The following is a 21,175-nucleotide window of genomic DNA, read 5'->3' as shown; positions in this document are numbered from 1 at the left end:
CTGCCCGGACCTGCACGTTCGGAACTGGCATGACCAAATTCGTCTTCGTCACCGGTGGTGTGGTGTCCTCCCTGGGCAAGGGAATCGCCTCCGCCTCGCTGGCCGCACTCCTCGAGTCCCGCGGCCTCAAAGTCACCCTCATCAAGCTGGACCCCTACATCAACGTCGACCCCGGCACGATGTCGCCCTTCCAGCACGGCGAGGTCTTCGTCACCGACGACGGCGCCGAAACCGACCTCGACCTCGGCCACTACGAGCGCTTCATCACGACGCGCATGCGCAAGGCCAACAACTTCACCACCGGCCAGATCTACAAGTCCGTTCTCGAGAAGGAGCGCCGCGGCGACTATCTCGGCAAGACGGTGCAGGTGATCCCGCACATCACCAACGAGATCCAGGAATACGTCAAGCGCGGTGCCGGCATCGGAACGCCGCACGAGGTCGACGTGGCGATCGTCGAGATCGGCGGCACCGTGGGCGACATCGAGTCCCTCCCCTTCCTCGAAGCGGTGCGCCAGATGAGCCTGCGCATGGGCCCCAACAACTCGGCCTTCGTGCACCTGAGCTATGTGCCGTGGATCGCGGCGGCCGGCGAGCTCAAGACCAAACCCACCCAGCACACGGCGCAGAAGCTGCGCGAGATCGGCATCCAGGCCGATGCCCTGCTGTGCCGCGCAGACCGGCCCATCCCCGACGACGAGCGCGCGAAGATCTCGCTCTTCTCCAACGTGCCCGAGTGGGGCGTGATCTCCATGTGGGACGTGGACACCATCTACAAGGTCCCGCGCATGCTGCACGAGCAAGGCCTCGACGGCCTGATCTGCGACAAGCTGCGCATCAACACCCCGCCGGCCAAGCTCAAGCGCTGGGACGACCTGGTCTACGAGGTCGAGCATCCGCAGAAGGAAGTGAGCATCGCGATGGTCGGCAAGTACGTCGACCTGTCCGACAGCTATAAGTCGCTCAACGAGGCGCTGCGCCACGCCGGCATGAAGAACCATGCGCGGGTGAAGATCGACTACGTCGATTCCGAGACCATCTCGCCGCAGGACGTGGCACGGCTCGGCAAGTACGACGCCATCCTGGTGCCCGGCGGCTTCGGCCAGCGCGGCGTCGAGGGCAAGATCGCCGCGGCCCGCTTCGCCCGCGAGACCAAGATCCCCTACCTCGGCATCTGCCTGGGCATGCAGGTCGCGACCATCGAGTACGCGCGCAACGTGGCGGGCCTGAAGAACGCCAACAGCACCGAGTTCGATCCGGACACCAGCTGCCCCGTGATCGCATTGATCACCGAGTGGAAGGACCGCGACGGCACGATCAAGCTGCGCGACGAGAAGTCCGACCTCGGCGGCACCATGCGCCTGGGCGCGCAGAGTTCCGACGTGGCGCCCGGCACGCTGGCCCACAGCATCTACGGCGACGTGGTGACCGAGCGCCATCGCCACCGCTACGAGGCCAACGTCAATTACCTCGACGAACTGCGCCGCGCCGGCCTGGTGATCTCGGCACTGACACAGCGCGAGCACCTGACCGAGATCGTCGAGCTGCCGAGGGATGTGCACCCCTGGTACATGGGTGTGCAGTTCCACCCCGAGTTCAAGTCCACGCCATGGAGCGGCCATCCCCTGTTCAACGCCTTCATCAAGGCAGCGCTGGAACATCAAGGCGTGGACAAGCAGGCCCTGAAGGTGGTCGCATGAAGCTTTGCGGGTTCGACATCGGGCTCGACAAGCCCTTCTTCCTGATCGCGGGACCCTGCGTGGTCGAATCCGAGCAGCTGCAGATGGACACCGCCGGCACGCTGAAGGAAATCACCGGCTCGCTCGGCATCCCCTTCATCTTCAAGAGCAGCTTCGACAAGGCCAACCGCTCCTCGGGCACCAGCTTCCGCGGCCCTGGCCGCGACAAGGGCCTGGAGATCCTGGCCAAGGTCAAGCGCGAACTGGGCCTGCCGGTGCTGACCGACGTGCACACGGAAGAGGACATCACCGCCGCCGCCCTGGTGGTCGACGTGCTGCAGACCCCGGCCTTCCTGTGCCGCCAGACTGACTTCATCCGCGCCGCGGCACAGTCGGGCAAGCCTGTGAACATCAAGAAGGGCCAGTTCCTCGCGCCGCACGACATGAAGAACGTGATCGACAAGGCGCGCGCGGCAGCCAGGGAAAAAGGCCTGCCCGAGGACAGCTTCATGGCCTGCGAGCGCGGCGCGAGCTTCGGCTATAACAACCTCGTGTCCGACATGCGCTCGCTTGCCATCATGCGTGAGACCGGCGCGCCGGTGGTGTTCGACGCCACGCACTCGGTGCAGTTGCCCGGAGGCCAGGGCACCAGCTCCGGGGGCCAGCGCGAGATGGTGCCGGTGCTGTCGCGCGCCGCGGTGGCAGTGGGCGTCGCGGGCCTGTTCATGGAGACGCACCCCGACCCGGCCAAGGCCCTGAGCGACGGCCCGAACGCGGTGCCGCTCAAGCACATGAAAGCTTTGCTCGAGACGCTGCTGGCGCTCGACGGCGTGACCAAGAGGAACCCGTTCCTGGAGAACTCGTTTCAATGAGCGCATACATCATCGCGAACGTCGAAGTCACCAATCCCGCACAGTACGAGGACTACAAGAAGTGGTCCTCCGAGGCCATGAAGGCGCACGGCGCCGAAGTCTGCGTGCGCGGGGGCAAGGTCGAGGTGCTGGAGGGCGACTGGAATCCGCAGCGCCTGGTGCTGCTCAAGTTCCCGAGCGTCGAAGCCGCGAATAAGTTCTATGCCTCGCCGGAATACGGCAAGGCGCGCGAAACGCGTGCCGGAGCTGCCATCATGCGAATGGTCGTCGTCGAAGGTGCGGCCTGACCGTACGCGCAGTCGGCACGACCCCAAAGATCCAGATACTGCAGAAGGAAATTGAATGAGTGCAATCGTTGACATCGTCGGGCGAGAGATCCTCGACAGCCGCGGCAACCCCACCGTCGAGTGCGACGTGCTGCTCGAATCGGGCACCATGGGCCGCGCCGCGGTCCCGTCGGGCGCTTCCACCGGTTCGCGCGAGGCGATCGAGCTGCGTGACGGCGACAAGGGCCGCTACCTGGGCAAGGGCGTACTGAAGGCGGTCGAGAACATCAACACCGAGATCTCGGAGGCCGTGCTGGGCCTGGACGCCAGCGAGCAGGCCTTCCTGGACCGCACGCTCAACGACCTCGACGGCACCGAGAACAAGGGCCGCCTGGGCGCCAACGCGACCCTCGCCGTCTCCATGGCCGTGGCCCGCGCCGCGGCCGAGGAGTCGGGCCTGCCCCTGTACCGCTACTTCGGCGGCATGGGCGGCATGCAGCTGCCGGTGCCGATGATGAACGTCATCAACGGCGGCGCGCACGCCAACAACAGCCTGGACCTGCAGGAGTTCATGATCATTCCCGTGGGCGCAACCAGCCTGCGCGAGGCGGTGCGCTACGGCGCCGAGGTCTTCCACGCACTCAAGAAGATCCTGAACGACCGCGGCATCAGCACGGCCGTGGGCGACGAGGGCGGCTTCGCTCCCAGCGTCGACAACCACGAGGCCGCGATCCAGCTGATCCTCGAAGCCATCGACAAGGCCGGCTATGCCGCCGGCACCCAGATCGCGCTGGGCCTGGACTGCGCCGCCAGCGAGTTCTACAAGGACGGCCAGTACGTGCTGGCCGGCGAGAACCTCACGCTGTCGGCCGGCAGCTGGGTCGACATGCTGGCGACCTGGGTCGACAAGTACCCGATCATCAGCATCGAGGACGGCATGCACGAAGGCGACTGGGACGGCTGGAAACTGCTGACCGAACGCCTCGGCAAGCGCGTGCAGCTGGTGGGCGACGACCTGTTCGTCACCAACACGAAGATCCTGCAGGAAGGCATCGAGAAAGGCATCGCCAACTCGATCCTGATCAAGATCAACCAGATCGGCACGCTGACCGAGACCTTCGCCGCGATCGAGATGGCCAAGCGCGCGGGCTACACCGCCGTGATCAGCCACCGCTCGGGCGAGACCGAGGACTCCACCATCGCCGACATCGCGGTGGGCACCAACGCCGGCCAGATCAAGACCGGCTCGCTGTCGCGCTCGGACCGCATCGCCAAGTACAACCAGCTGCTGCGCATCGAGGAAGACCTCGGCGACGTCGCCAGCTATCCCGGGCGCGCGGCTTTCTACAACCTGCGCTGACCCGCGGGACGGGGCACCATGCGTTCGCGCATCGTTCCGGTCATCCTGGTCCTTCTGCTGCTGGTGCTCCAATGGCAGCTCTGGACCGGGCGCGGCAGCGTGCGCGACGTGGCGCAGCTCAAGGACAAGCTGGCCGAGCAGAAGGAGCACAACGCGAAGGCCTCGCTCGCCAACGAGCGGCTCAACTCCGAGGTCAACGACCTGAAGGAAGGGCTGGAGATGGTCGAGGAGCGGGCGCGCCAGGAGCTCGGCATGGTCAAGCCCAACGAAGTGTTCGTACAGATTACGCGCTGATGATTCTTTCATCACCGGGCACCCCAAGATGAAAGGCGCCCCCTCGGGAGGGCAGCGACCACACGAAGTGAAGGAGCGCGGGGGCCTTTTTTCATGACGCCTGTCCTCCCGGCCGGTTGCGCGATTGCGCTGATCGGCGCAGATGACAGCCGCAAGACCAGGCTCGCCGAGGCGCTCGCGCAACGGCTTGCGCAGCGCGGCATCGCGGCCTCCATCGTGGTCGTGCCGCTGCCCGGGCACTCGATCGTTCCCGGCGCACTCGAGGCGCACCGCGGTGCCCTCATCCTGTTCATCGCAGCTGCCTCGCCGACACCGATCGACGACATGCTGCGCGAGGCGCTGATGGACGCGAAGCTGAGCTTTGCGGTGGTGCACGGCGACGGCGAGGAGCAACTGGCCAACGCGTGGAACGCGATCAACGCCGCAGCCGATCCCGACGCCTGCCGCCCCGCTGCACCGGAAGGCACCGCCGCGTGGTCCTGGGCGTGCGAGAAGTGCTCCGATCCGGTTTGCGAGCATCGCCTCTTCAGTGATCTCGTGGCTGGGCGCTAGATGCGCAGGCAAGCCGGGGCCCGCTTGACGGGACCGCGGCCACGCTGCGGAACCAATAGTCTCTAGCTGTCACACACCCTGCGCGTTGAAAACGTCCTTGCGCACAGCCTTGGACGGCGCGTACACAACAACTCATCCATGCACCGTCGAGGGAGAGCCGACCCATGACCACCCCCAGAACAAACTTGCCGCCGCCATCCGGCCGGACCACGTCCAGAGCAGCCGACACACGCCCACCTCGCATCTCGAAACTGCTGAAACTATCCCCGAATCGCTCGGACAGGCCTGCACAAATCGTGCTCATGGTTGGAGGAACCAATTACATATCTCACGCACTCCTCCACGAATGGGAGACGCACGCCGACATGGCGCAGTACAACTTCTGCGCAATCCAGGTTGGCGACGCGGCAGGGTCCGACGATGGCTTGGCCGAGTTACTGTGTATCCACGTCCCGAGAGGCGCCCGCCCGCATATTCTTCAGTCCGATGCGAGCGTTTCCAGAGAGACGATCGACCAGGTCCGGAGCCTCCTGGCAAAGCTGGAGATCGAGCCCGCATCGAGTGAGCCCTTGATTGCAAATGACCAGAGGGCGTGGGAATTCCTTTCTCTCGTGCCCCTGGCTCCTGTGAGCGCTGGCGGGTCACCCGGCGGTGCGATCGACAACAATCCCCTGGCCGATGCGCCCCGGCGTGTCGACAACTCCGGAGCGATCGAGGCCACGTTGAGGCGTATGAAGGAAATTGGCGGCAAGACGTTCAAGCTGCACCAGGAACAGCAAACGTTGCACGCACTCCTGGCCAGGCTGGAGGGCATGAGACCCGCGCCCCGTAGAGTCGAACCCCAAATCCGCGCGGCCATTCGCCATGCATTCAACGAACTCCAGGTCGAGCCGCATTGGCAGAAGGTAGCAGGCACACAAGGCGCAAAGCGCTTGTGTGAAGTGCTGGACCGCATCCGCACGAACGAAGAAGGCGTGGACGAACAGGTCCAGGAAAAGGTCGAGCTTCTTCTGCAGATTCTTCTTTTCGCAATGCGTGGCGACGCCGCAATGCTCCAATCGGTGCTGAATGCGGCATCCCGGTTGCCGGCCGGCGTTGACAGCAAGATCGCGGTATCGAAGATGTACGTTGCCTACATGGAACACAGCGTGGCCGTCGGGGAACTGGACGCCAAGCCGCTGGTGGCGCTTCAATATGCCCGCGGCGTGCAGCGGTACACATTGCTGAAAGCAATTTGCCAGGAACTGCTCGCTTCGGTACGCGTTGCAGCGGGGTACAGCGCGCTCCACAAGTTCGAGCTTTGCACACTCTTCGACAATGCCATGATCGACGTGTTGCTGGATGGTGGTAAACAAGCGCCATCGTTTGAGCAAGATTCCAATCCAGCCGCCGATGACTTGCGGACTGCCTGGTACGAGATGATTCAACGCGGTAGCGAGGGTTTCAGGGATTTCCTCGCCGAATGGGCGCCTTGGCAGGCACTCATGCGCCGCCGTTCAAGACCACCGTCGTCCAAGCGCATGTTCGAGCCAATAATGAACTGATGGACCGCAGCAACCTATTCCGCAATGCCGGCAACGGCGCGCGGCGCCACGCCGCACTTCTGTCACTCGCAGGCTTTCTCGCCTCTGCCACGGCGACGGCCGCGCCGGTGCAAGTCACCGTGAGCAACGACACCCATGCGACTGCCTGCGCCGAGGAGGACAACGTGTCCCTCAACCTCGACGGCGCCGGCATCCGCCGCTTCCGCGTGGAGGCGCTGCCGCCCGTCTACCTGGCCACCATCGAGCAGGACCGCACGGCGCCGGACTTCTCCGGCTGCAACTTCGACGGCAGCACGCACCCGACCGATCCGCGCTACACCTTCAAGGAACGTCGCGCGGTGCTGCACGACGGTCCGAAATGGCAGATCGTGGGCATCACCCTCCCCTCCTTCTGGCGGCCCGAGCGCGTGCCGGTGCGCGTGGACGGCCGGCCCGATCGCGGCTTCCACATGATCCAGGTCTTCGCCAAGACCGGCGCCAAGCCGCTGGAGGCGCTGGTCATGTACCCATCCGACGGCTACTGGCGCATCAAGCCGCTGCCCCCGGCACGATTCGGCGATGGCGTGTACGGCTCCTCTTTCGTGATGGGCCCGGTCGAGCAGGCAGGCCGACCGGTGGCGCGCATCGCATCGATCGCGATCGAGACCCGGCCCCTCGCCTTCAAGCTCCGGTTCTCCAACGGCGGCGAGGCGAAGGTCGACGTACGCGAGATCAGCGAGGCGCGCACCACGCTCGATGTGACCATGAAGCCGGGCCGCAGGCAGGGGCCGCGCTTTGCGGTGCTGCGCTCGATGTACGTGGCGCCGGACAACGCAGACATGAGCGAAGTGGCCTGGCGAGCCAGGCCGGACAGCGCCGAGCAGCGCAAGCCGCTGCCCGAGGTCAGGACGCTGGAAGCGGCCGACGTACGCTTCGGCCGCAGCGTCCCTTCGCGTCACAACACCAGCGCCCCGGACATCCGCTTCGGCGGCTTCGAGACCGGCGTGCGCTGAAGCCGCGTTACTGCATCACCGGACTCGCCGGCAACTGGTCGCCCGGCGCGGTGAAGATCTGGGCCGTATCGACCGCGTCGAAACGGTACTGCTTGCCGCAGAAATCGCATCCGACCTCGATGTCGCCGCGCTCCACGAGGATCGACTCGGCCTCCTCCTGGCCGAGCCCGCGGATCATCTGCGCCACGCGGTCCCGCCCGCAGGTGCAGGCGAAGTGCGGGCCCAGCATGCCGGTCTGGGGCTCGAAGCGCAGCAGCTTCTCTTCCCAGAACAGGCGGCGCAGGATGGTCTCGACATCGAGCGTGAGCAGTTCCTCGCGCGTCAAGCTCGCGGCGAGGATGGCGATGCGGTTGTAGTCCTCGTTGTGGCCGATCTGGTCCACGCTGATCGGATCGCGCGAGGCGCCGGTGCCTTCTAGGTTGGCCTCGCCCTTGACGGGCAGGCGCTGGATCAGCAGCCCCGCCGCCACCTGGTCGTCGGCGGCGAGCACGAGCGTGGTGTCGAGCTGCTCGCTCTGCAGCATGTAGTGCTGCAGCACATCGCTGAGGCGCTCGAGCTTGCGGCCGTCCGCGTCGACCAGCGGCACCACGCCCTGGTAGGGCTGCTGGCCCGGGAGCTTGTCCTTGGGATCGAGCGTGATCGCGCAACGGCCCTTGCCGTTCGCATTCACCATGTCGGAAAGATGCGCATCGGCATCGAGCTCGCCCAGCACCTTGGCGGTGGCGCGCAGGCTGAGGTCGGGCTTGACCTCCGCCACCACCACCTTGAGGGGCCCGTCGCCGAAGATCTGCAGGATCAGCGCGCCGTTGAACTTGATGTTGGCCTGCATCAACGTGGCCGCCGCGGTCATCTCGCCGAGCAGCTCGGTCACGGGCACGGGGTAGGCACCCGTGGCGGTGTTGGAGGCGCGCCGCGACAGGATCTCCCGCCAGGCGTCGGTCAGGCGCACGATCATGCCGCGCACGGGCAGGCCATCGAACAGGAACTTGTGCAACTCGCTCAAGGCAGTTTCTCCGGAACGGCGTTCAGCCGATCTTCTTCAGGCCCTTCGCGAAGCGGCGGGCGTTTTCCACATAGTGATCGGCATTCTTCCGAAGCCGCTCGGCGGCGGCCTCGTCGAGCGTGCGCACCACCTTGGCCGGCGCGCCGATGATCAGCGAGTTGTCCGGAAACTCCTTGCCCTCGGTGACGACGCTGCCGGCGCCGACGATGCAATTGCGGCCGATCCTCGCGTTATTCAAGACCACCGCGCCGATGCCGATCAGCGAGTTGTCGCCCACCGTGCAGCCGTGCAGCACGACGTGGTGGCCCACCGTGACGTTCTCGCCGATGGTCAGCGGCACGCCGGCATCTGCGTGCAGCATCGAGAGGTCCTGGATGTTGCTGTTGCGGCCGATGGTCAGCGTGTCGCTGTCGCCGCGCGCCACCACGCCGAACCAGAGGCTGGCGTTGTCGCCCATGACGACGCGGCCGATGGCCTGCGCGCTGTCTGCCACATAGGCGCCCTGCCCCAGTTGCGGCGCCACGCCATCGAGTTCGTAGAGGGCCATCGCGGAGTCTCCAGAGTGCAAAACTAGAATTGTAGGGATGCAGCACCCCCGCCTCGACGCCCTGGCCGCGCTGCGCCTCACCGCCCCCGGGCAGAAGGTGGCCGCGGCCCATGCCGCCGCGGCGCGCATGCGGGCACACCCGGCGCCCGCCGTCCCGGTGCGCACCGAAGGCGATGAAGCCGGGGTGCCCGGCCGCCCGGAACGGCCGTTGCGCGTGGCCGCTACCGCGGTGGAGAAGCGATCGCCCTTCACGCCGGAGGGCCGGGCAGCGCTGATCCACTCCATCTGTCACATCGAGTTCAACGCCATCAACCTCGCCCTCGACGCCGCCTGGCGCTTCGACGGCATGCCCGAGGCCTACTACCGCGACTGGATGCGCGTGGCCGACGAGGAGGCCCTGCACTTCACCCTGCTGCACGAGCACCTGCGCGGCATGGGCTGGCGCTACGGCGACTTCACCGGCCACGACGGCCTGTGGGCCATGTGCGAGAAGACCCGGCACGACGTGCTCGCCCGTATGGCACTGGTGCCGCGCACGCTCGAGGCGCGCGGGCTCGATGCCACCCCGCTGATCCAGGCCAAGCTGCGGCGCGTGAACACGCCGGACGCGATCGAGGCCTGCGAGATCCTGGACATCATCCTGCGCGACGAGATCGGCCACGTCGCCATCGGCAACCGCTGGTATCGCTGGCTGTGCGAACGCGAGGGGCTGGACCCGATCGCGCACTACCGCGTGCTCTACCGCCGCCACGATGCGCCTCGCCTGCGCCCGCCCTTCAACCTGCAGGCGCGGGCGGGCGCCGGTTTCACGAACGAAGAACTCGAAGAGCTGCGGAAAGAGTAGCTTCATTCCGGCCGCCCCCAAAGCTCCGGCCGGGCGCGTGGAACCGTGAGGCCCTGTCGGTTACGAAAGGGTTGTCGTGCGTAGCGGCCACAGGCTGTCGCGGCATGTGCGCCGAGACACGCATCTGGTGAGCCTGCGCGTGGCGCCGATCGGGCCGTTGCGACCACGATCTTCGACCAGCCCGGATGTCATTCATGCGACCACCGCACATCTCTTATTCCAGTTCCGCGACCGGCAACCGGGGATTGAAGCGCCCGAGCACCACTCAACTTCAAACAACTCGACACCCTCCCATCTCGCTGGTGATGCCGGGGAATGCGATGCGGCAGTCCTTGGAGAGCGTCTGTTCGGAACTGGCGCGGGCGATCGAGCATCCCGAGTTGTTCGCACTGCTGGGAGACCCGTTCCGGCACCAGATCATTCAGTTGGTGGCAGACGGCCGCGTCAGTCTGGCCATGCCCAAGAACCATTCGATCGGGGCGGATCCCCGGTGGTCCGTGATCACCCCCATCCGCCCCGAAGGACTGGCAGCGCTGGTGCGCCTCGGCACATTGCTGATCAGTGTCGATGCGCCTACCGCCGCTGCCAGGTATGGCGTTGCTCTGTTGATGAACCTGATGCACGCCGGGCTCGCCGAGGCGGACAGGGTCATGGTGCGCCGGTGCCTCGTCGAGGTGACGCTGGGCCGCCTGCCCTCCGCAACCGGGCTGCTGAGTTCCCCGCTGTGGCTGCCGGTGCTTTGCGAGGCCGTGTCGCAGCCAATCCCGCAGCCCGTCGATCGACTCGCTTGCCAAACCATGCTGAGGCACTGGATACAGGCTTGGCGCAATGACGAGGAAACGTGCATCGAGCCCCGCCTGGTGGTAGAGCAACTGCGCCAAGTGCTCGTGGCGCAGACAGACGTGCAGCGGAGCGAGCAGGACGACGCGACGCTCGTGTTCCTTGTGGAAGAGCTGTTCAAGGGCGCCCTCAAGCGCGAGGCAAGCGCCGAGGCGGAATGGGCATTGCGTGCCTTGCAGCAGTGGACCGGGGACGCCGCCCGCCTGGCATTCGCGCGTTGCGTCCCTCAAATGCCGATCTCCGAGGAACTCAGGAACGTCGAGATTCTGGATGGGCAGTGCCGCTTCAAGGGAGGAGATCTCAAGGCTTCGCTCGCGTTCGGTGTGAACTCTCCCGAGTTCCTCTTGAAGTTGCTGCACTTGGCCAACTTTCGGCTGCGCACGCGTGCCCTGCTTCGAGTGGCCCGGCAGCAGGGGCAAGAAGGCCCTCCTGTTCGCCCACGACAGGGCGAGAGCCGTGCGGGCGTCGTGCCACCCCGCTTCTGTCATGAAATGGCGCTGCTGCTGCTGCGCGAAGCGGTCGAGCTGTTGCGCGCTCCTTTGCCGCCGCTGGACGATGTGAGCGCGCTGGTGCACGCGGGCCTGGCGCATCTGCTTCGCAGCGATGAGCTATCGCCCATGAATCCCAAGGGATCGAAGTACCTGAAAGACTTGATGCCGCTGCTGGTGGGGCTTCTGGAACGATTGCCCGCCACCGCAACCGCCGCGATCGATTTCCAGCTGATGTGTCTGAAGGTGCTCGGCCGTTGGCAGGCAGATGTGCTGCGTCTGGAGCCCGACCAGGTCCTGCGCATCCTGCGATCGCTGGATGTGTCGGAAACGGCGGGCGTGCCCACCTTCGTCGTGCGGACGCAGTTAAGGACGGCGCTGCACCGCCTTTATGACACGGTCGCAGCGCGCTCTGGGACTCGACCGGACTTGCTGGAGATGCTTGAGAAGGTCGCGCGATTGCACGAGGAACGATTCGGGCCGGACAGCTTCGACCGGGAGCGAATCATGTCCGGCTGGGCGCGCAAGCAGCTCGAGGCAAGGAACTGGGAGCCGCTATCGTTCGACGATCCAGGCTTGTTGACCGATCTCATTGCCACTCCAGAGGAGCAGAGCCGAGTCATCGACCATCTGTTGCACTACGCACAACAGCCTTCATCCCTTGAACCCGAGGCTTGCCTGCAAGCAGCCGCGCTTCTGTGCCATTACACGGCGCGAAGCCCCGACACGCTGGAGTCGACCGGATCTGCGCCGGCGCCGGCACTGGACAGGGCGCTCGAACTGGCCAGGGCTTGCGCCGGCCTGCTGTTGCGCGTTGGGCCACCCGAGCGCCACGCCGACGACCTGTTCGGCGGCGTGGCGCTGGTCCTGGGTAATCCGCTCCTTGGGGCCGGGCTTGCGCGCCAGCAGTGGGAAGGCGTCGGCGACCGCTTGCTGCAAGGCGTCGAGGAGCGGGCCTACAGCGTTGCGAGCGACATACTGCTTCAGCTGATCGAAGCGCACTCTGGCGCCGCACGCCTTGGTCAGCGGACCGGCGACGCCCTCATCCAGCTCTACCTCCAGCAACCCGAATGCCGCCGAACCATTGTGAAGGTCCTGGAGATCCACGCAGACCGGGAGCCCGAACGGTCCAAGGCGCTGCTGAGGGAATGCCGTGAAGCCCACCAGGACAGTCAGCGCGATCGGCAGGCGCAAGCGCTGAAGGAGACTCTGTGCGAGCTCGGTTTCGACTACGACTGGCGCGATATGTCGGGTGGATCTGCCGATGCCTCCACGTTCAACCTCCTCTTGAAGTCAGGGCCGAGGTCGTACGTGGAACAGCATCATCGCCAGTACCTGCAAGAGATCGTCAAGGTGACGCCACATCCGGAAGAGTGCTGGCGCCTTCTGGCATTTCTTGCCTCCCACGACTTCAGGATCGGCAACTTCAGCGCGCGCGCCGGCGGGCTTTCCATTTCGGTGCAATACGGCAGCCGGCTGACGATCTGTTGCTTGGCCGGCAGCACGCCCGGCATCACGCCCGACGAGAAGGCCCTGAAGCATCTTGCGGAGTTCCTGGCACGCCACTTCCAGCTCGATGTCGGCTCTGCGATGCGGCTGCAAGGCAATGTCCTCGAAGTCGACGCCATGAAGGTCAACGCGTTCGAGGTGGGGCAATGCATCAACCTCCTGCTCGGCGTTCTGCAGGTACTTCATGAGATGGGGGGAGAGCCCGACCTGCTCTTGGGGCAAGCGGGCTTCCTCCACCGATTCCTGCCTTCATTGGCCAACGCAACGGCCAGCCTGAATCCACAAGGAGTCGTGCGCCTGCTGCTGGACATGGAGGGCGATTCAAAGACACCGTCTTCAACCCTGGACGACTTCTTCCTGAAGAACTTCGAGTGGCTCCCCTGTGACCGGGCCGATCGCGTCCTCAAGCTGGCGACCAACACCAGGACTTCGACGACTGCGCCTCAACGCCTGCAGTTGGGCGAGCGCATCATCGCAGCGCTGATGGCGGCCGGGTTGCCGGAGCGAGCGCGGGACGCGGCCAAGAGCCTTCTCGCAGTGTGCTCGGAGGGCGATTTGACCGCGCCCTCGCAGCAGTCGACCGCCGGGTTGCCGCCTTGGCAACTGCGCGCAAGATCGCTGTTGCTGTGCACGGCGTGGGATCGGCTCGATCGGAAAGACTTGCATATGGAATCGTTCGGGATGACGCTCCGAGCCATCGCCCTCTCGGCGGCGACAGACGAGTCCGTGCACGACTACCTCGACTGGGCCCAATCCATCACCCTCGCGGAACCCGCAACGATGGGCTCGCTCCTGGACGGCCTGCCGGCGCCGCGGACGTGGCATGACATCTTGCGACGACGCGAGATGCAGTGGAGACATATCGATGAGCTTTCCTGGCGCTTCGTGACGTGGTCGCCGGCGCCTGTCGGCTGGCATGTCGAGCAAGAGTCTCCCCCCCTGAACGGCAAGCGCGTGCGGTTTCGCATGCCGTTCCATTCGGCACTCGCGGCAAAAGTCGGCAATCGCCTCAACGAAGCGGAAGTGATCTACGTGTGCATCGTGAACTCGCGCCACCTCGAGCCTGCGGAAGTTCCTCGCGTGGGTGCGGCTGTGCGGACCTTGTTCGAAAAGCTGCTTTCAATGCGTCGTTCCGGGGCGGAACTGCAAAGTCCGAGCGACTTGCTCTCTGAAGACATTCTTCGAGGCCTCCTGAACGAGCCATCCGTTCCGGCAGACGCACGAGAGAAGCTCGAGCGAATGCTCGCCGAGCTCCAAGACCTGACCGGGTCACCCCATGAAGACCTTCTTCGGGGATTGCCATACCTCGTTGCGCCGTTCTTCCAGGCAAACGCGCGAGAAGCCCTCGAATGGACGCTTGCCATGGCGCGGTTGCTGGCCGACGGGTATCCCGACGTGGCCGCGAAGCTGCTGGACCAGGTTCCCTTCGATGCGCGCGAGATGCAACCTGAATGGCAGGCCCTCACCATGCGCGTTCAGAGTCTTGCGTCGAAGGCGTCCCCAGCCACTGTCCGGCTCGTGCCCCCGGTGAAGGACGTGCTGACGCCCGCGGATTCGTTCCAGATTCCGCGGGTATCCGTCGGTCTGGCCGTCGATTCGCTGGGCGAGCTCACGCTGACCGATGACGGCACACCGTCGCCCGTTGAGTACGGCAATCTGCTGCGGGAGTACGTCGAGCAGATTCAACCGCCCAAGCCATTCGGCACTGCTTCGACCGACGGCGAACCGGCCACCCTCGCCCGGAAATGTCTGCGAGACCTGGAGACGGCTGTCGGCCTGCTTCAGCAAGTGCAGTGCCGAGATCCCTTGAGCCTCATCCGCGGCATCGTGCGATCGAAGGGAGCGGCCATCCTGCAACTGATCGGCAGCGGGCGCATAGGCTGTCGGGTGAATCCCCGCGATGCCCCGGACTTTGGCGGGGTCCGGGCGCGCTGGCAGTTGCCTCTCGATCTGAACCAGTACGAAGCGGACTGCGTCAATGCGTTCGTCACGAGCCTGGTTCGATCCTTCGAACCTGCGGGCATGTCACTGTTCCAGGTGCTGGTGTGTCAGGAAAGCCTCGACGGGCCCCAGTGCAGCAGGATCATCGACGGAATGTTCAAGCTTTGGGACGCAAACAATGCTGCGCCAAACCGCACCGATGGCGCCTGGGCGGGAATGCTGCTCGTACTTGAACACCGCGGCCTCATCGGCGACGGGACGAGCCAGCGCGCAAAGGGAATGCGCACGACACTGATGCAGAGGTGGCGCGCCCGCAGCGACATGCCGCTTCTCGCCGCCATGGCGGTGATCAAGCCGCATGACAATACCTTTTACCCGCACCCGGAGACCTTGCCGACCCTCGAAGTCTTGTTCAACAGATCCCGCGGCGAGCCGGACGCGGATCGCATCGCGATGTGGATCATGAGAAGGCTGCACTACCTGGATGGCAAGGAAGTTCGAGATATTGAAAGCAGGCTTCGAAGAATGGGGGCATTGCCACTCCTTGACGACACGAAGTCGATCGTCGAAGAGCAGCTTCGCGCGCTCGGGATCGACGATCCGGTGAAAGACGAGCTGGACAAGTCGAAACACAAAAAGACGAGCCGTCTGGTGAATTTGTGGGCATGGTGCGCGAGCAATCCCGAGGATGGAAGCACGGCCTTGCTTCGCTCGGGCAGAGGCAAACGAGGCATCGCCGAAATGACGATGTTCGCGAGGCTTGGCTTGGCTTTGCCGGGCGAGAATCCTGATTCGCGGCGACTCGCGCGAGAATGGCTGAATTCGCACGGTTTGCCTCGCGGAACCTGTGCCGGTATTGCCCGGGCATTCCTCGTCAAGTTTGCACAGGGGCGGCTGCCATTGGTCTCGTCCAATGACTGGGAAAATGAGTGGTGGATGGCAAGCACCCTGGCAGCACTCGCGACTTTGCCGTCACACTCGCAGTACCCATCGCTTCAGGTGATCAAATACCTCGCCGAGACCCTTGATCAATTTTCACTGCATAGCGGGTACCGAGCGTTTCTCCCTGGCATGAATAGCGCAATCCACCTGTGTCAACTGTGGAAAACGCAGTATCCGGCCGGGTGCCAGGTCCTGCTTCCCGCTACGAGGACCGCGGCGCAGCGCGCGAGCGAGATGACCGTATCGCCGGACTACTATCCCAACCTGGTCTCCGAATTGGAGCGGCATTCATGACGGCTGGGGCTCGCAAGGACCACGAGGGCGGCTCAATCGGACTTGATGCCCGCCGCCCTCACGATCCGCGCATTGCTCTCGTACTCGGCCTCGATCTCGTCGGCAAAGGCCTCAGCCCCGCCGCCGGTGGGCACGTTGTCGGTGGCCAGCAGCCGCGCACGCAGCTCGGGACTTTCCAGCGCCTTGTTGATCTCGGCGTTGTACTTGGCAACCAGGATGGCGGGCGTGTTGCCGGGCGCGAACACGCCGAACAGGGAGCTCAGGTTGGCCGACGGAAAGCCCAGCTCGGCCAGCGTCGGCACCTTGGGCAGGCTCTGCAGCCGGTCCGGCGCGCCCACCGCGAGCGGGCGCAGCTTGCCCGAACGGATGTGGGGCGCCACCGCCGGCCCGGCGTTGATCGACAGGATCTCGAACTGGGCACCGAGCGCATCGTTCATCTGCTGCGCGCCGCCCCGGTAGGGCACATGGAGGATGTCCACCCGCGCCGCACTGCGCAGTTGCTCCAGCACGATGTGACCCAACGAGGCCTGGCCCGAGGTGGCCCAGCGCACCGCACCCGGCCGGGCCCGGGCATCCTCCATCAGCGTGCGGAAGTCGCGCGTGCCCGTGGCCTCCGTGGCCAGCAGCAGCACCGGTGAGTACATGACACTCGCCACCGGCGCGATGTCCTTGAACGGGTCGAAGGGCAACTTGGCGAGGTGCGGGCTCAGCACCAGCGGGCTGATGGCCGCGAAGCCCAGCGTGGCGCCGTCCGGCGCGGCCTTGGCGACCGCGTCCATGCCGATGGTGCCGCTGGCGCCCGCCTTGTTCTCGACCACCACCGTGCTGCCCAGCTGCGCGGCCAGCTTCTCCGCCAATGCGCGCGCGACGACGTCGCTGACGCCGCCGGTCGGGTAGGCCACGACGAGGCGGATGGTCTTGGGCACGGCCTGCGCGTATGCAACGGGAATGAAGGCGCAGCAGGCCAGGGTCAGCGCCACCGCTCGGGCAGCAAAGCAGGGTTTCCAGTTCATCGATGTGCTTCCTTGCGAGCCTGCCATTCTGGCGCGGCATCGATCGTCACCGCGAGCGTCAGGGCATTGGCGACAGCCGCGCCACTGGCCGTGTTGTCGAACACGCACCAGCACTGCGCGCCCTCCTCCCGCGCCCTGTCCAGGCGCTGGGCGAGCTGCTGCAGCACGGCGTCGGAGTACGAAGACCAATAGCGCCGCGGCGAACCGTGCAGCCGCAGGTAGACCAGCCCCGGCCATCCGCCCGGCGCTGCAGCATCGTCGTGGAGCACCGGATCGGCGAGCACCCGCGCGGCCCGGAAGCGCGCCAGGAGCCGCTCGGCCTGCGGCACGAACCAGCTCGGGTGCCGGGGCTCCAGCGCCACCGCGCCCTGGTGGCGCCGCCGCAGCGCGCCGAGAAAGCGCGACACCGCGGGCGCTTCGAACGTCAGGCTGGGCGGCAGCTGGACGACAAGGCAGCCCAGCTTGTTGCCCAGGCCGCCGACCTGCAGGCGAAAAGCCTCGAACTCCGGCATCGCGTCGACCAGCCGCTTTTCGTGCGTGATGCTCTTCGGCAGCTTGACCGCGAAGCGGAAGTGGGCTGGCGTGCTCGCGGCCCAGCGCGCGTAGGTCTCGCGCCGGTGAGGCCGGTAGAAGGAAGTGTTGATCTCGGCAATGTCGAGGCGCGCCGCATAGCGCTCCAGGTGTGATCCCGCGCCGGGAAAATGCGGCCACTGCGCGCGCGGCAGGCTCCAGCCGGCGCAGCCCACATGCAACGCGGCCGGCTGGCCTTCAGCCACGGGGATGGTGCTTCGCATGCAACTGCTTCAGGCGCTCGCGCGCCACATGCGTGTAGATGGTGGTGGTCGAGATGTCCGCATGGCCCAGCAGCAGCTGCACCGCCCGCAGGTCGGCACCGTGGTTCAGCAGGTGCGTGGCAAAGGCGTGGCGCAGCGTGTGGGGCGACAGCGGCACATCGATGCCGGCCGCCTGCGCATGCTTCTTGACGATGATCCAGAACATCACGCGCGTCATCCCCGCGCCGCGCGCGGTGACGAACAGGTCCGGCGTCTGCTGGCCATCGAGGATGGCCGGCCGGGACTCGCGCATGTAGCGTTCGATCCAGCGCCGCGCCTCGCCGCCGAAGGGGACCAGCCGCTCCTTGCTGCCCTTGCCCAGCACGCGCAGCACGCCGTCGTTGAGGCTCAGCTCGAAGACCCTGAGCGCCACCAGCTCGCTCACGCGCAGCCCGCTCGCGTACATCAACTCGAGCATCGCACGGTCGCGCAGGCCTAGCGGCGTGTCGACCTCGGGCGCGGAAAGCAGGTCGTCCACCTGCTTCTCCGACAGCGTCTTGATCGCGCGCGGCGCCTGGCGGGCAGGCACGAGCCGGAGGCTCGGATCGGCGCCGATGCGCCGCTCGCGCACCGCCCAGCGGAAATAGCGCTTGAACACCGTGAGCCGCCGGTTGGCGGAAGTCGCCTTGCCCCGGGCCGTGAGCCGGGCGCCCATGTAGGCCTGCAGATCGCTTTCACGCGCGGCGTCCAGGGCCCGGCCGCACTGCGCATGGAGCCATTGCGCGAACAGCGCGAGATCGCGCCTGTAGGCTGCCAGCGTGTTCTTCGACAGCCCGTCCTCGAGCCAGAGCGCGTCGATGAAATCGTCGATCTCCGGCGTGGCGGTGAGCGTGTCGAGGGCCGCGGTCATGGGACGGCAAGATAGCAAAAAACAAAGCCGCCCGGGGTCGCGGGCGGCTTGGGGAAACGCCGGGGTCCAGCCGGCTTCAGTTGTCCAGCGTGAGCTTCTGCTTGACCACCACCTGCTTGTAGACCGCGAACTCGGCCTTGATCTGCTCGGCGAACTGCTCCGGCGAGTTGGCGACGATCAGCGAGCCCGTGTCCTCGATGCGCTTGCGCACCGCCGGGTCCTCGACCGCCTTCTTCACGCCCGCATTGATCTTGTCGACCACTTCCTTCGGCAGGCCCTTGGGCCCGAGGATGCCGTAGTAGGCCATGCGGTTGACGGGCTCCAGGCCGACTTCCTTGAAGGTCGGCACGTTGGGCAGGTCCTTCAGGCGCTGCGGCGCTGCGACGACGATCGGCACCAGCTGCTTGTTCTTGATGAAGGGAAGGGCCGAAGGGATGTTGTCGAAAATGATCGGGACTTGGCCGCCCACCACATCGTTGAGCGCCGGGCCGGCGCCCCGATAGGGGATGTGGGTCACGAATGTGTTGCTCAGGCTCTTGTAGAGCTCCATCAGCAGGTGGCCGATGCCGCCGGTCCCCGACGACGCGTAGGAGTACTTGCCCGGGTTCTTCTTGATCTCGGCCACGAACTCGGCGTAGTTCTTGGCAGGGAAGCTCGGGTGCACCGCGATCAGGTTGGGCGTGGCCGCGATGTTGACGATGGGCGTGAAGTCGTTGACGGGGTCGTAGGGCACCTTCGGGTTGATCGCCGGGTTGGCGGCCGTGCTCGAAACGGTGGCAACGCCCAGCTTGTAGCCATCCGGCGCGGCGCGCGCGGTCTCGGCCGCACCGACGATGCCGCCGCCGCCTGCCTTGTTGATCACCACCACGCTCTGGCCGAGTTGCTTGCCCAGAGGCTCGGAGATCACGCGGGCGATGATGTCGGTGGTTCCGCCGGGCGCAAAGGGCACCTGCAGTTCGATGGGCTTGTTGGGATAGTTCTGTGCCCAGGCCGGGGCGGCGACCAGCGCCAGCGCGGCGGCGCCGGCGAGTGCGTTCCATTGACGACGTTGCATGAAGGAGGCTCCTGGAAATCTGAGAGTCGAAACCCGCGATGCTAACGGCTTGGCCCGCCCGCCAGTTGGTGGATAACCCATGGAAAGGCACCGCTTATCCTCGGCCGGTGAACTATGCCCAGCTGCTCTTCCCCGATTTCTCCCTCATTGCCTGCGGCTGGCTGTTGTGCCGCTACACGCCGCTGGACCGGCGCGTCTGGGACCAGGTCGAGAGCCTGGTCTATTATTTTCTCTTCCCGGTGCTGCTGTTCCACTCGATCGTGCGCAGCCCATTCGACCTCGGCGCCACGTCGCACCTGCTGACCGCCGGCGTCGGCGTCGGCCTCTCCGGCATCGCGCTCGCCTACGCCCTGCCCTTCCTGCCGGGGCTGCGCACGCACATCGACCGCAGCGACCACGCCGCGAGCGCGCAGATCGCCTTCCGCTTCAATTCCTTCATCTGCCTTGCCATGGCCGATCGCCTGGCGGGACCGGCCGGCCTGCTGATGATTGCGGTGCTGATCGGCGTGTGCGTGCCTCTCTTCAACATCGCTGCGGTCTGGCCCATGGCGCGGCACGCGCAAACCGGCTTCGCGCGGCAGTTGCTGCGCAATCCGCTGATCATCGCGACGCTGAGCGGGCTGGTGGCCAACCTGCTCGGGTTCAGCGTGCCGACCTGGCTGGAGCCCACGCTCACGCGCATCGGCGCCGCTTCGCTGGCGCTGGGACTGATGGCCGCGGGCGCGGGCATGCAGTTCGCGACCCTGGCGCGCGGCAAGGCGCTGGCCGTCTCGGTGCTGGCAATCCGGCATCTGGTGCTGCCGCTGATCGCCTGGGGCCTGGCGCTGGCCCTGCAGCTCGCTCCAGCCCAGGCCGCCGTCCTGATGATCTTCTCCGCCGTGCCCACCGCTTCCAGCGCCTACGTGCTGGCTGCAAGGATGGGCTACAACGGCGCCTACGTCGCCGGGCTCGTGACGCTCTCCACCCTGCTGGGCGTTGCCAGTCTTCCCTTCGCGCTCTCGCTGGTCCGCCAGGGATGACTACCATCTCGCCATGCGCACCCTGCTGGTTCTCGCCGCGGCATTGCTCGCCCCGTCGGCGCAGGCGCAGGAATACACCCGCTACCACGGCGGGTGGCAGGGACCGTTCCTGCTGTACGTGACGCAGCACGACACCGGCGCGCAGGGCCCTCCGGCGGTCCATGACGGCAGCCTGCACATCGCCGCGGACGGCAGCGTGCGCGGCCAGTTGCCCGACGCGGCCTGCGTCCTGAGCGGCTCCAGCACCGACTTCGTCTCGACGGCCAACGCCTCGCTCGAGCTCGACCTGAGCGGCTGCAAGGACGAGCGCTTCAACGGCCACTTCGCCGGCAAGCTGATCAGCAACCCGATCCTCAAGTACGCCTCGCTGCGGCTGAGCTCGATGCGCTCGCTCGATGCCGATACCGCCCAGGTCTCGGCCATCCTGCGCCGCTGAGCC

Annotated in this window: 18 protein-coding genes; 12 read left to right on the top strand and 6 right to left on the bottom strand. The window is 66.0% G+C overall.

Annotation, left to right across the window (positions count from 1 at the left end):
• Nucleotides 1-29 precede the first annotated feature (29 nt).
• The 8 genes from APY03_RS23540 to APY03_RS23505 all read left to right on the top strand — a co-directional run bounded on the left by APY03_RS23540 (nt 30) and on the right by APY03_RS23505 (nt 7,559).
• Nucleotides 30-1,700 carry a CTP synthase gene (locus tag APY03_RS23540; protein WP_068680609.1) on the top strand — a complete coding sequence of 557 codons (1,671 nt, stop codon included), beginning with the start codon at nt 30-32 and terminating at the stop codon, nt 1,698-1,700.
• Entirely contained in the window at nt 1,697-2,551 is an 855-nt protein-coding gene (gene kdsA, locus APY03_RS23535; RefSeq protein WP_068680607.1) for a 3-deoxy-8-phosphooctulonate synthase, read from the top strand. Before APY03_RS23540 ends, kdsA begins: the two co-directional genes overlap by 4 nt.
• Nucleotides 2,548-2,838 carry a DUF1330 domain-containing protein gene (locus APY03_RS23530; protein ID WP_068680605.1) on the top strand — a complete coding sequence of 97 codons (291 nt, stop codon included), beginning with the start codon at nt 2,548-2,550 and terminating at the stop codon, nt 2,836-2,838. The genes kdsA and APY03_RS23530 overlap by 4 nt, the downstream gene beginning before the upstream one ends.
• A gap of 55 nt (nt 2,839-2,893) precedes the next feature.
• The gene (gene eno, locus APY03_RS23525) at nt 2,894-4,177 is read left to right on the top strand and encodes a phosphopyruvate hydratase (RefSeq protein ID WP_068680600.1); all 1,284 of its coding nucleotides are present in this window, start codon (nt 2,894-2,896) and stop codon (nt 4,175-4,177) included.
• A gap of 18 nt (nt 4,178-4,195) precedes the next feature.
• Complete coding sequence (gene ftsB, locus APY03_RS23520) at nt 4,196-4,471, top strand: cell division protein FtsB (RefSeq protein WP_068680598.1); 276 nt, start codon at nt 4,196-4,198, stop codon at nt 4,469-4,471.
• Nucleotides 4,472-4,564: 93 nt separating this feature from the next.
• Nucleotides 4,565-5,023, top strand: coding sequence for a hypothetical protein (locus tag APY03_RS23515; protein WP_068680596.1), 459 nt, complete (start codon nt 4,565-4,567; stop codon nt 5,021-5,023).
• Between the two features lie 365 nt (nt 5,024-5,388).
• Nucleotides 5,389-6,567 (top strand): NEL-type E3 ubiquitin ligase domain-containing protein, encoded by a 1,179-nt coding sequence (locus APY03_RS23510; RefSeq protein WP_068680594.1) that lies wholly within the window; start codon nt 5,389-5,391, stop codon nt 6,565-6,567.
• Entirely contained in the window at nt 6,567-7,559 is a 993-nt protein-coding gene (locus APY03_RS23505; RefSeq protein ID WP_068680592.1) for a hypothetical protein, read from the top strand. The genes APY03_RS23510 and APY03_RS23505 overlap by 1 nt, the downstream gene beginning before the upstream one ends.
• Before the next feature lie 7 nt (nt 7,560-7,566).
• Here APY03_RS23505 and hslO read toward each other — a convergent pair whose 3' ends face one another.
• Entirely contained in the window at nt 7,567-8,562 is a 996-nt protein-coding gene (gene hslO / locus APY03_RS23500; protein WP_068680589.1) for an Hsp33 family molecular chaperone HslO, read from the bottom strand.
• Nucleotides 8,563-8,584: 22 nt separating this feature from the next.
• Nucleotides 8,585-9,109, bottom strand: a complete 525-nt coding sequence (locus APY03_RS23495; RefSeq protein WP_068680588.1) for a gamma carbonic anhydrase family protein — start codon at nt 9,107-9,109, stop codon at nt 8,585-8,587.
• A 37-nt stretch (nt 9,110-9,146) separates the two neighbouring features.
• Here APY03_RS23495 and APY03_RS23490 point away from each other — a divergent pair, with 37 nt between their 5' ends.
• Nucleotides 9,147-9,953, top strand: a complete 807-nt coding sequence (locus APY03_RS23490; RefSeq protein ID WP_068680587.1) for a ferritin-like domain-containing protein — start codon at nt 9,147-9,149, stop codon at nt 9,951-9,953.
• Nucleotides 9,954-10,147: 194 nt separating this feature from the next.
• A complete protein-coding gene (locus APY03_RS23485) occupies nt 10,148-15,967 on the top strand; it encodes a hypothetical protein (RefSeq protein ID WP_146039355.1) in 5,820 nt (1,939 codons plus the stop codon).
• Nucleotides 15,968-15,999: 32 nt separating this feature from the next.
• Here APY03_RS23485 and APY03_RS23480 read toward each other — a convergent pair whose 3' ends face one another.
• The 4 genes from APY03_RS23480 to APY03_RS23465 all read right to left on the bottom strand — a co-directional run bounded on the left by APY03_RS23480 (nt 16,000) and on the right by APY03_RS23465 (nt 19,717).
• Entirely contained in the window at nt 16,000-16,980 is a 981-nt protein-coding gene (locus tag APY03_RS23480) for a Bug family tripartite tricarboxylate transporter substrate binding protein (RefSeq protein ID WP_068680581.1), read from the bottom strand.
• Entirely contained in the window at nt 16,977-17,774 is a 798-nt protein-coding gene (locus APY03_RS23475) for a DUF72 domain-containing protein (RefSeq protein WP_068680578.1), read from the bottom strand. The genes APY03_RS23480 and APY03_RS23475 overlap by 4 nt, the downstream gene beginning before the upstream one ends.
• Nucleotides 17,749-18,663, bottom strand: coding sequence for a site-specific tyrosine recombinase XerD (gene xerD / locus APY03_RS23470; RefSeq protein WP_068680574.1), 915 nt, complete (start codon nt 18,661-18,663; stop codon nt 17,749-17,751). Before xerD ends, APY03_RS23475 begins: the two co-directional genes overlap by 26 nt.
• 76 nt (nt 18,664-18,739) lie before the next feature.
• Nucleotides 18,740-19,717: a tripartite tricarboxylate transporter substrate binding protein BugE gene (locus APY03_RS23465; RefSeq protein WP_068680572.1), complete on the bottom strand. Its 978-nt coding sequence runs from the start codon at nt 19,715-19,717 to the stop codon at nt 18,740-18,742.
• A gap of 107 nt (nt 19,718-19,824) precedes the next feature.
• Here APY03_RS23465 and APY03_RS23460 point away from each other — a divergent pair, with 107 nt between their 5' ends.
• Nucleotides 19,825-20,736, top strand: coding sequence for an AEC family transporter (locus APY03_RS23460; RefSeq protein ID WP_068680568.1), 912 nt, complete (start codon nt 19,825-19,827; stop codon nt 20,734-20,736).
• A gap of 13 nt (nt 20,737-20,749) precedes the next feature.
• Nucleotides 20,750-21,172, top strand: a complete 423-nt coding sequence (locus APY03_RS23455) for a hypothetical protein (protein ID WP_068680564.1) — start codon at nt 20,750-20,752, stop codon at nt 21,170-21,172.
• Nucleotides 21,173-21,175 lie beyond the last annotated feature (3 nt).

The organism is Variovorax sp. WDL1, from assembly GCF_001541225.1.
GTDB lineage: Bacteria > Pseudomonadota > Gammaproteobacteria > Burkholderiales > Burkholderiaceae_C > Variovorax.
This window is presented reverse-complemented; position numbering and strand designations above follow the sequence as displayed.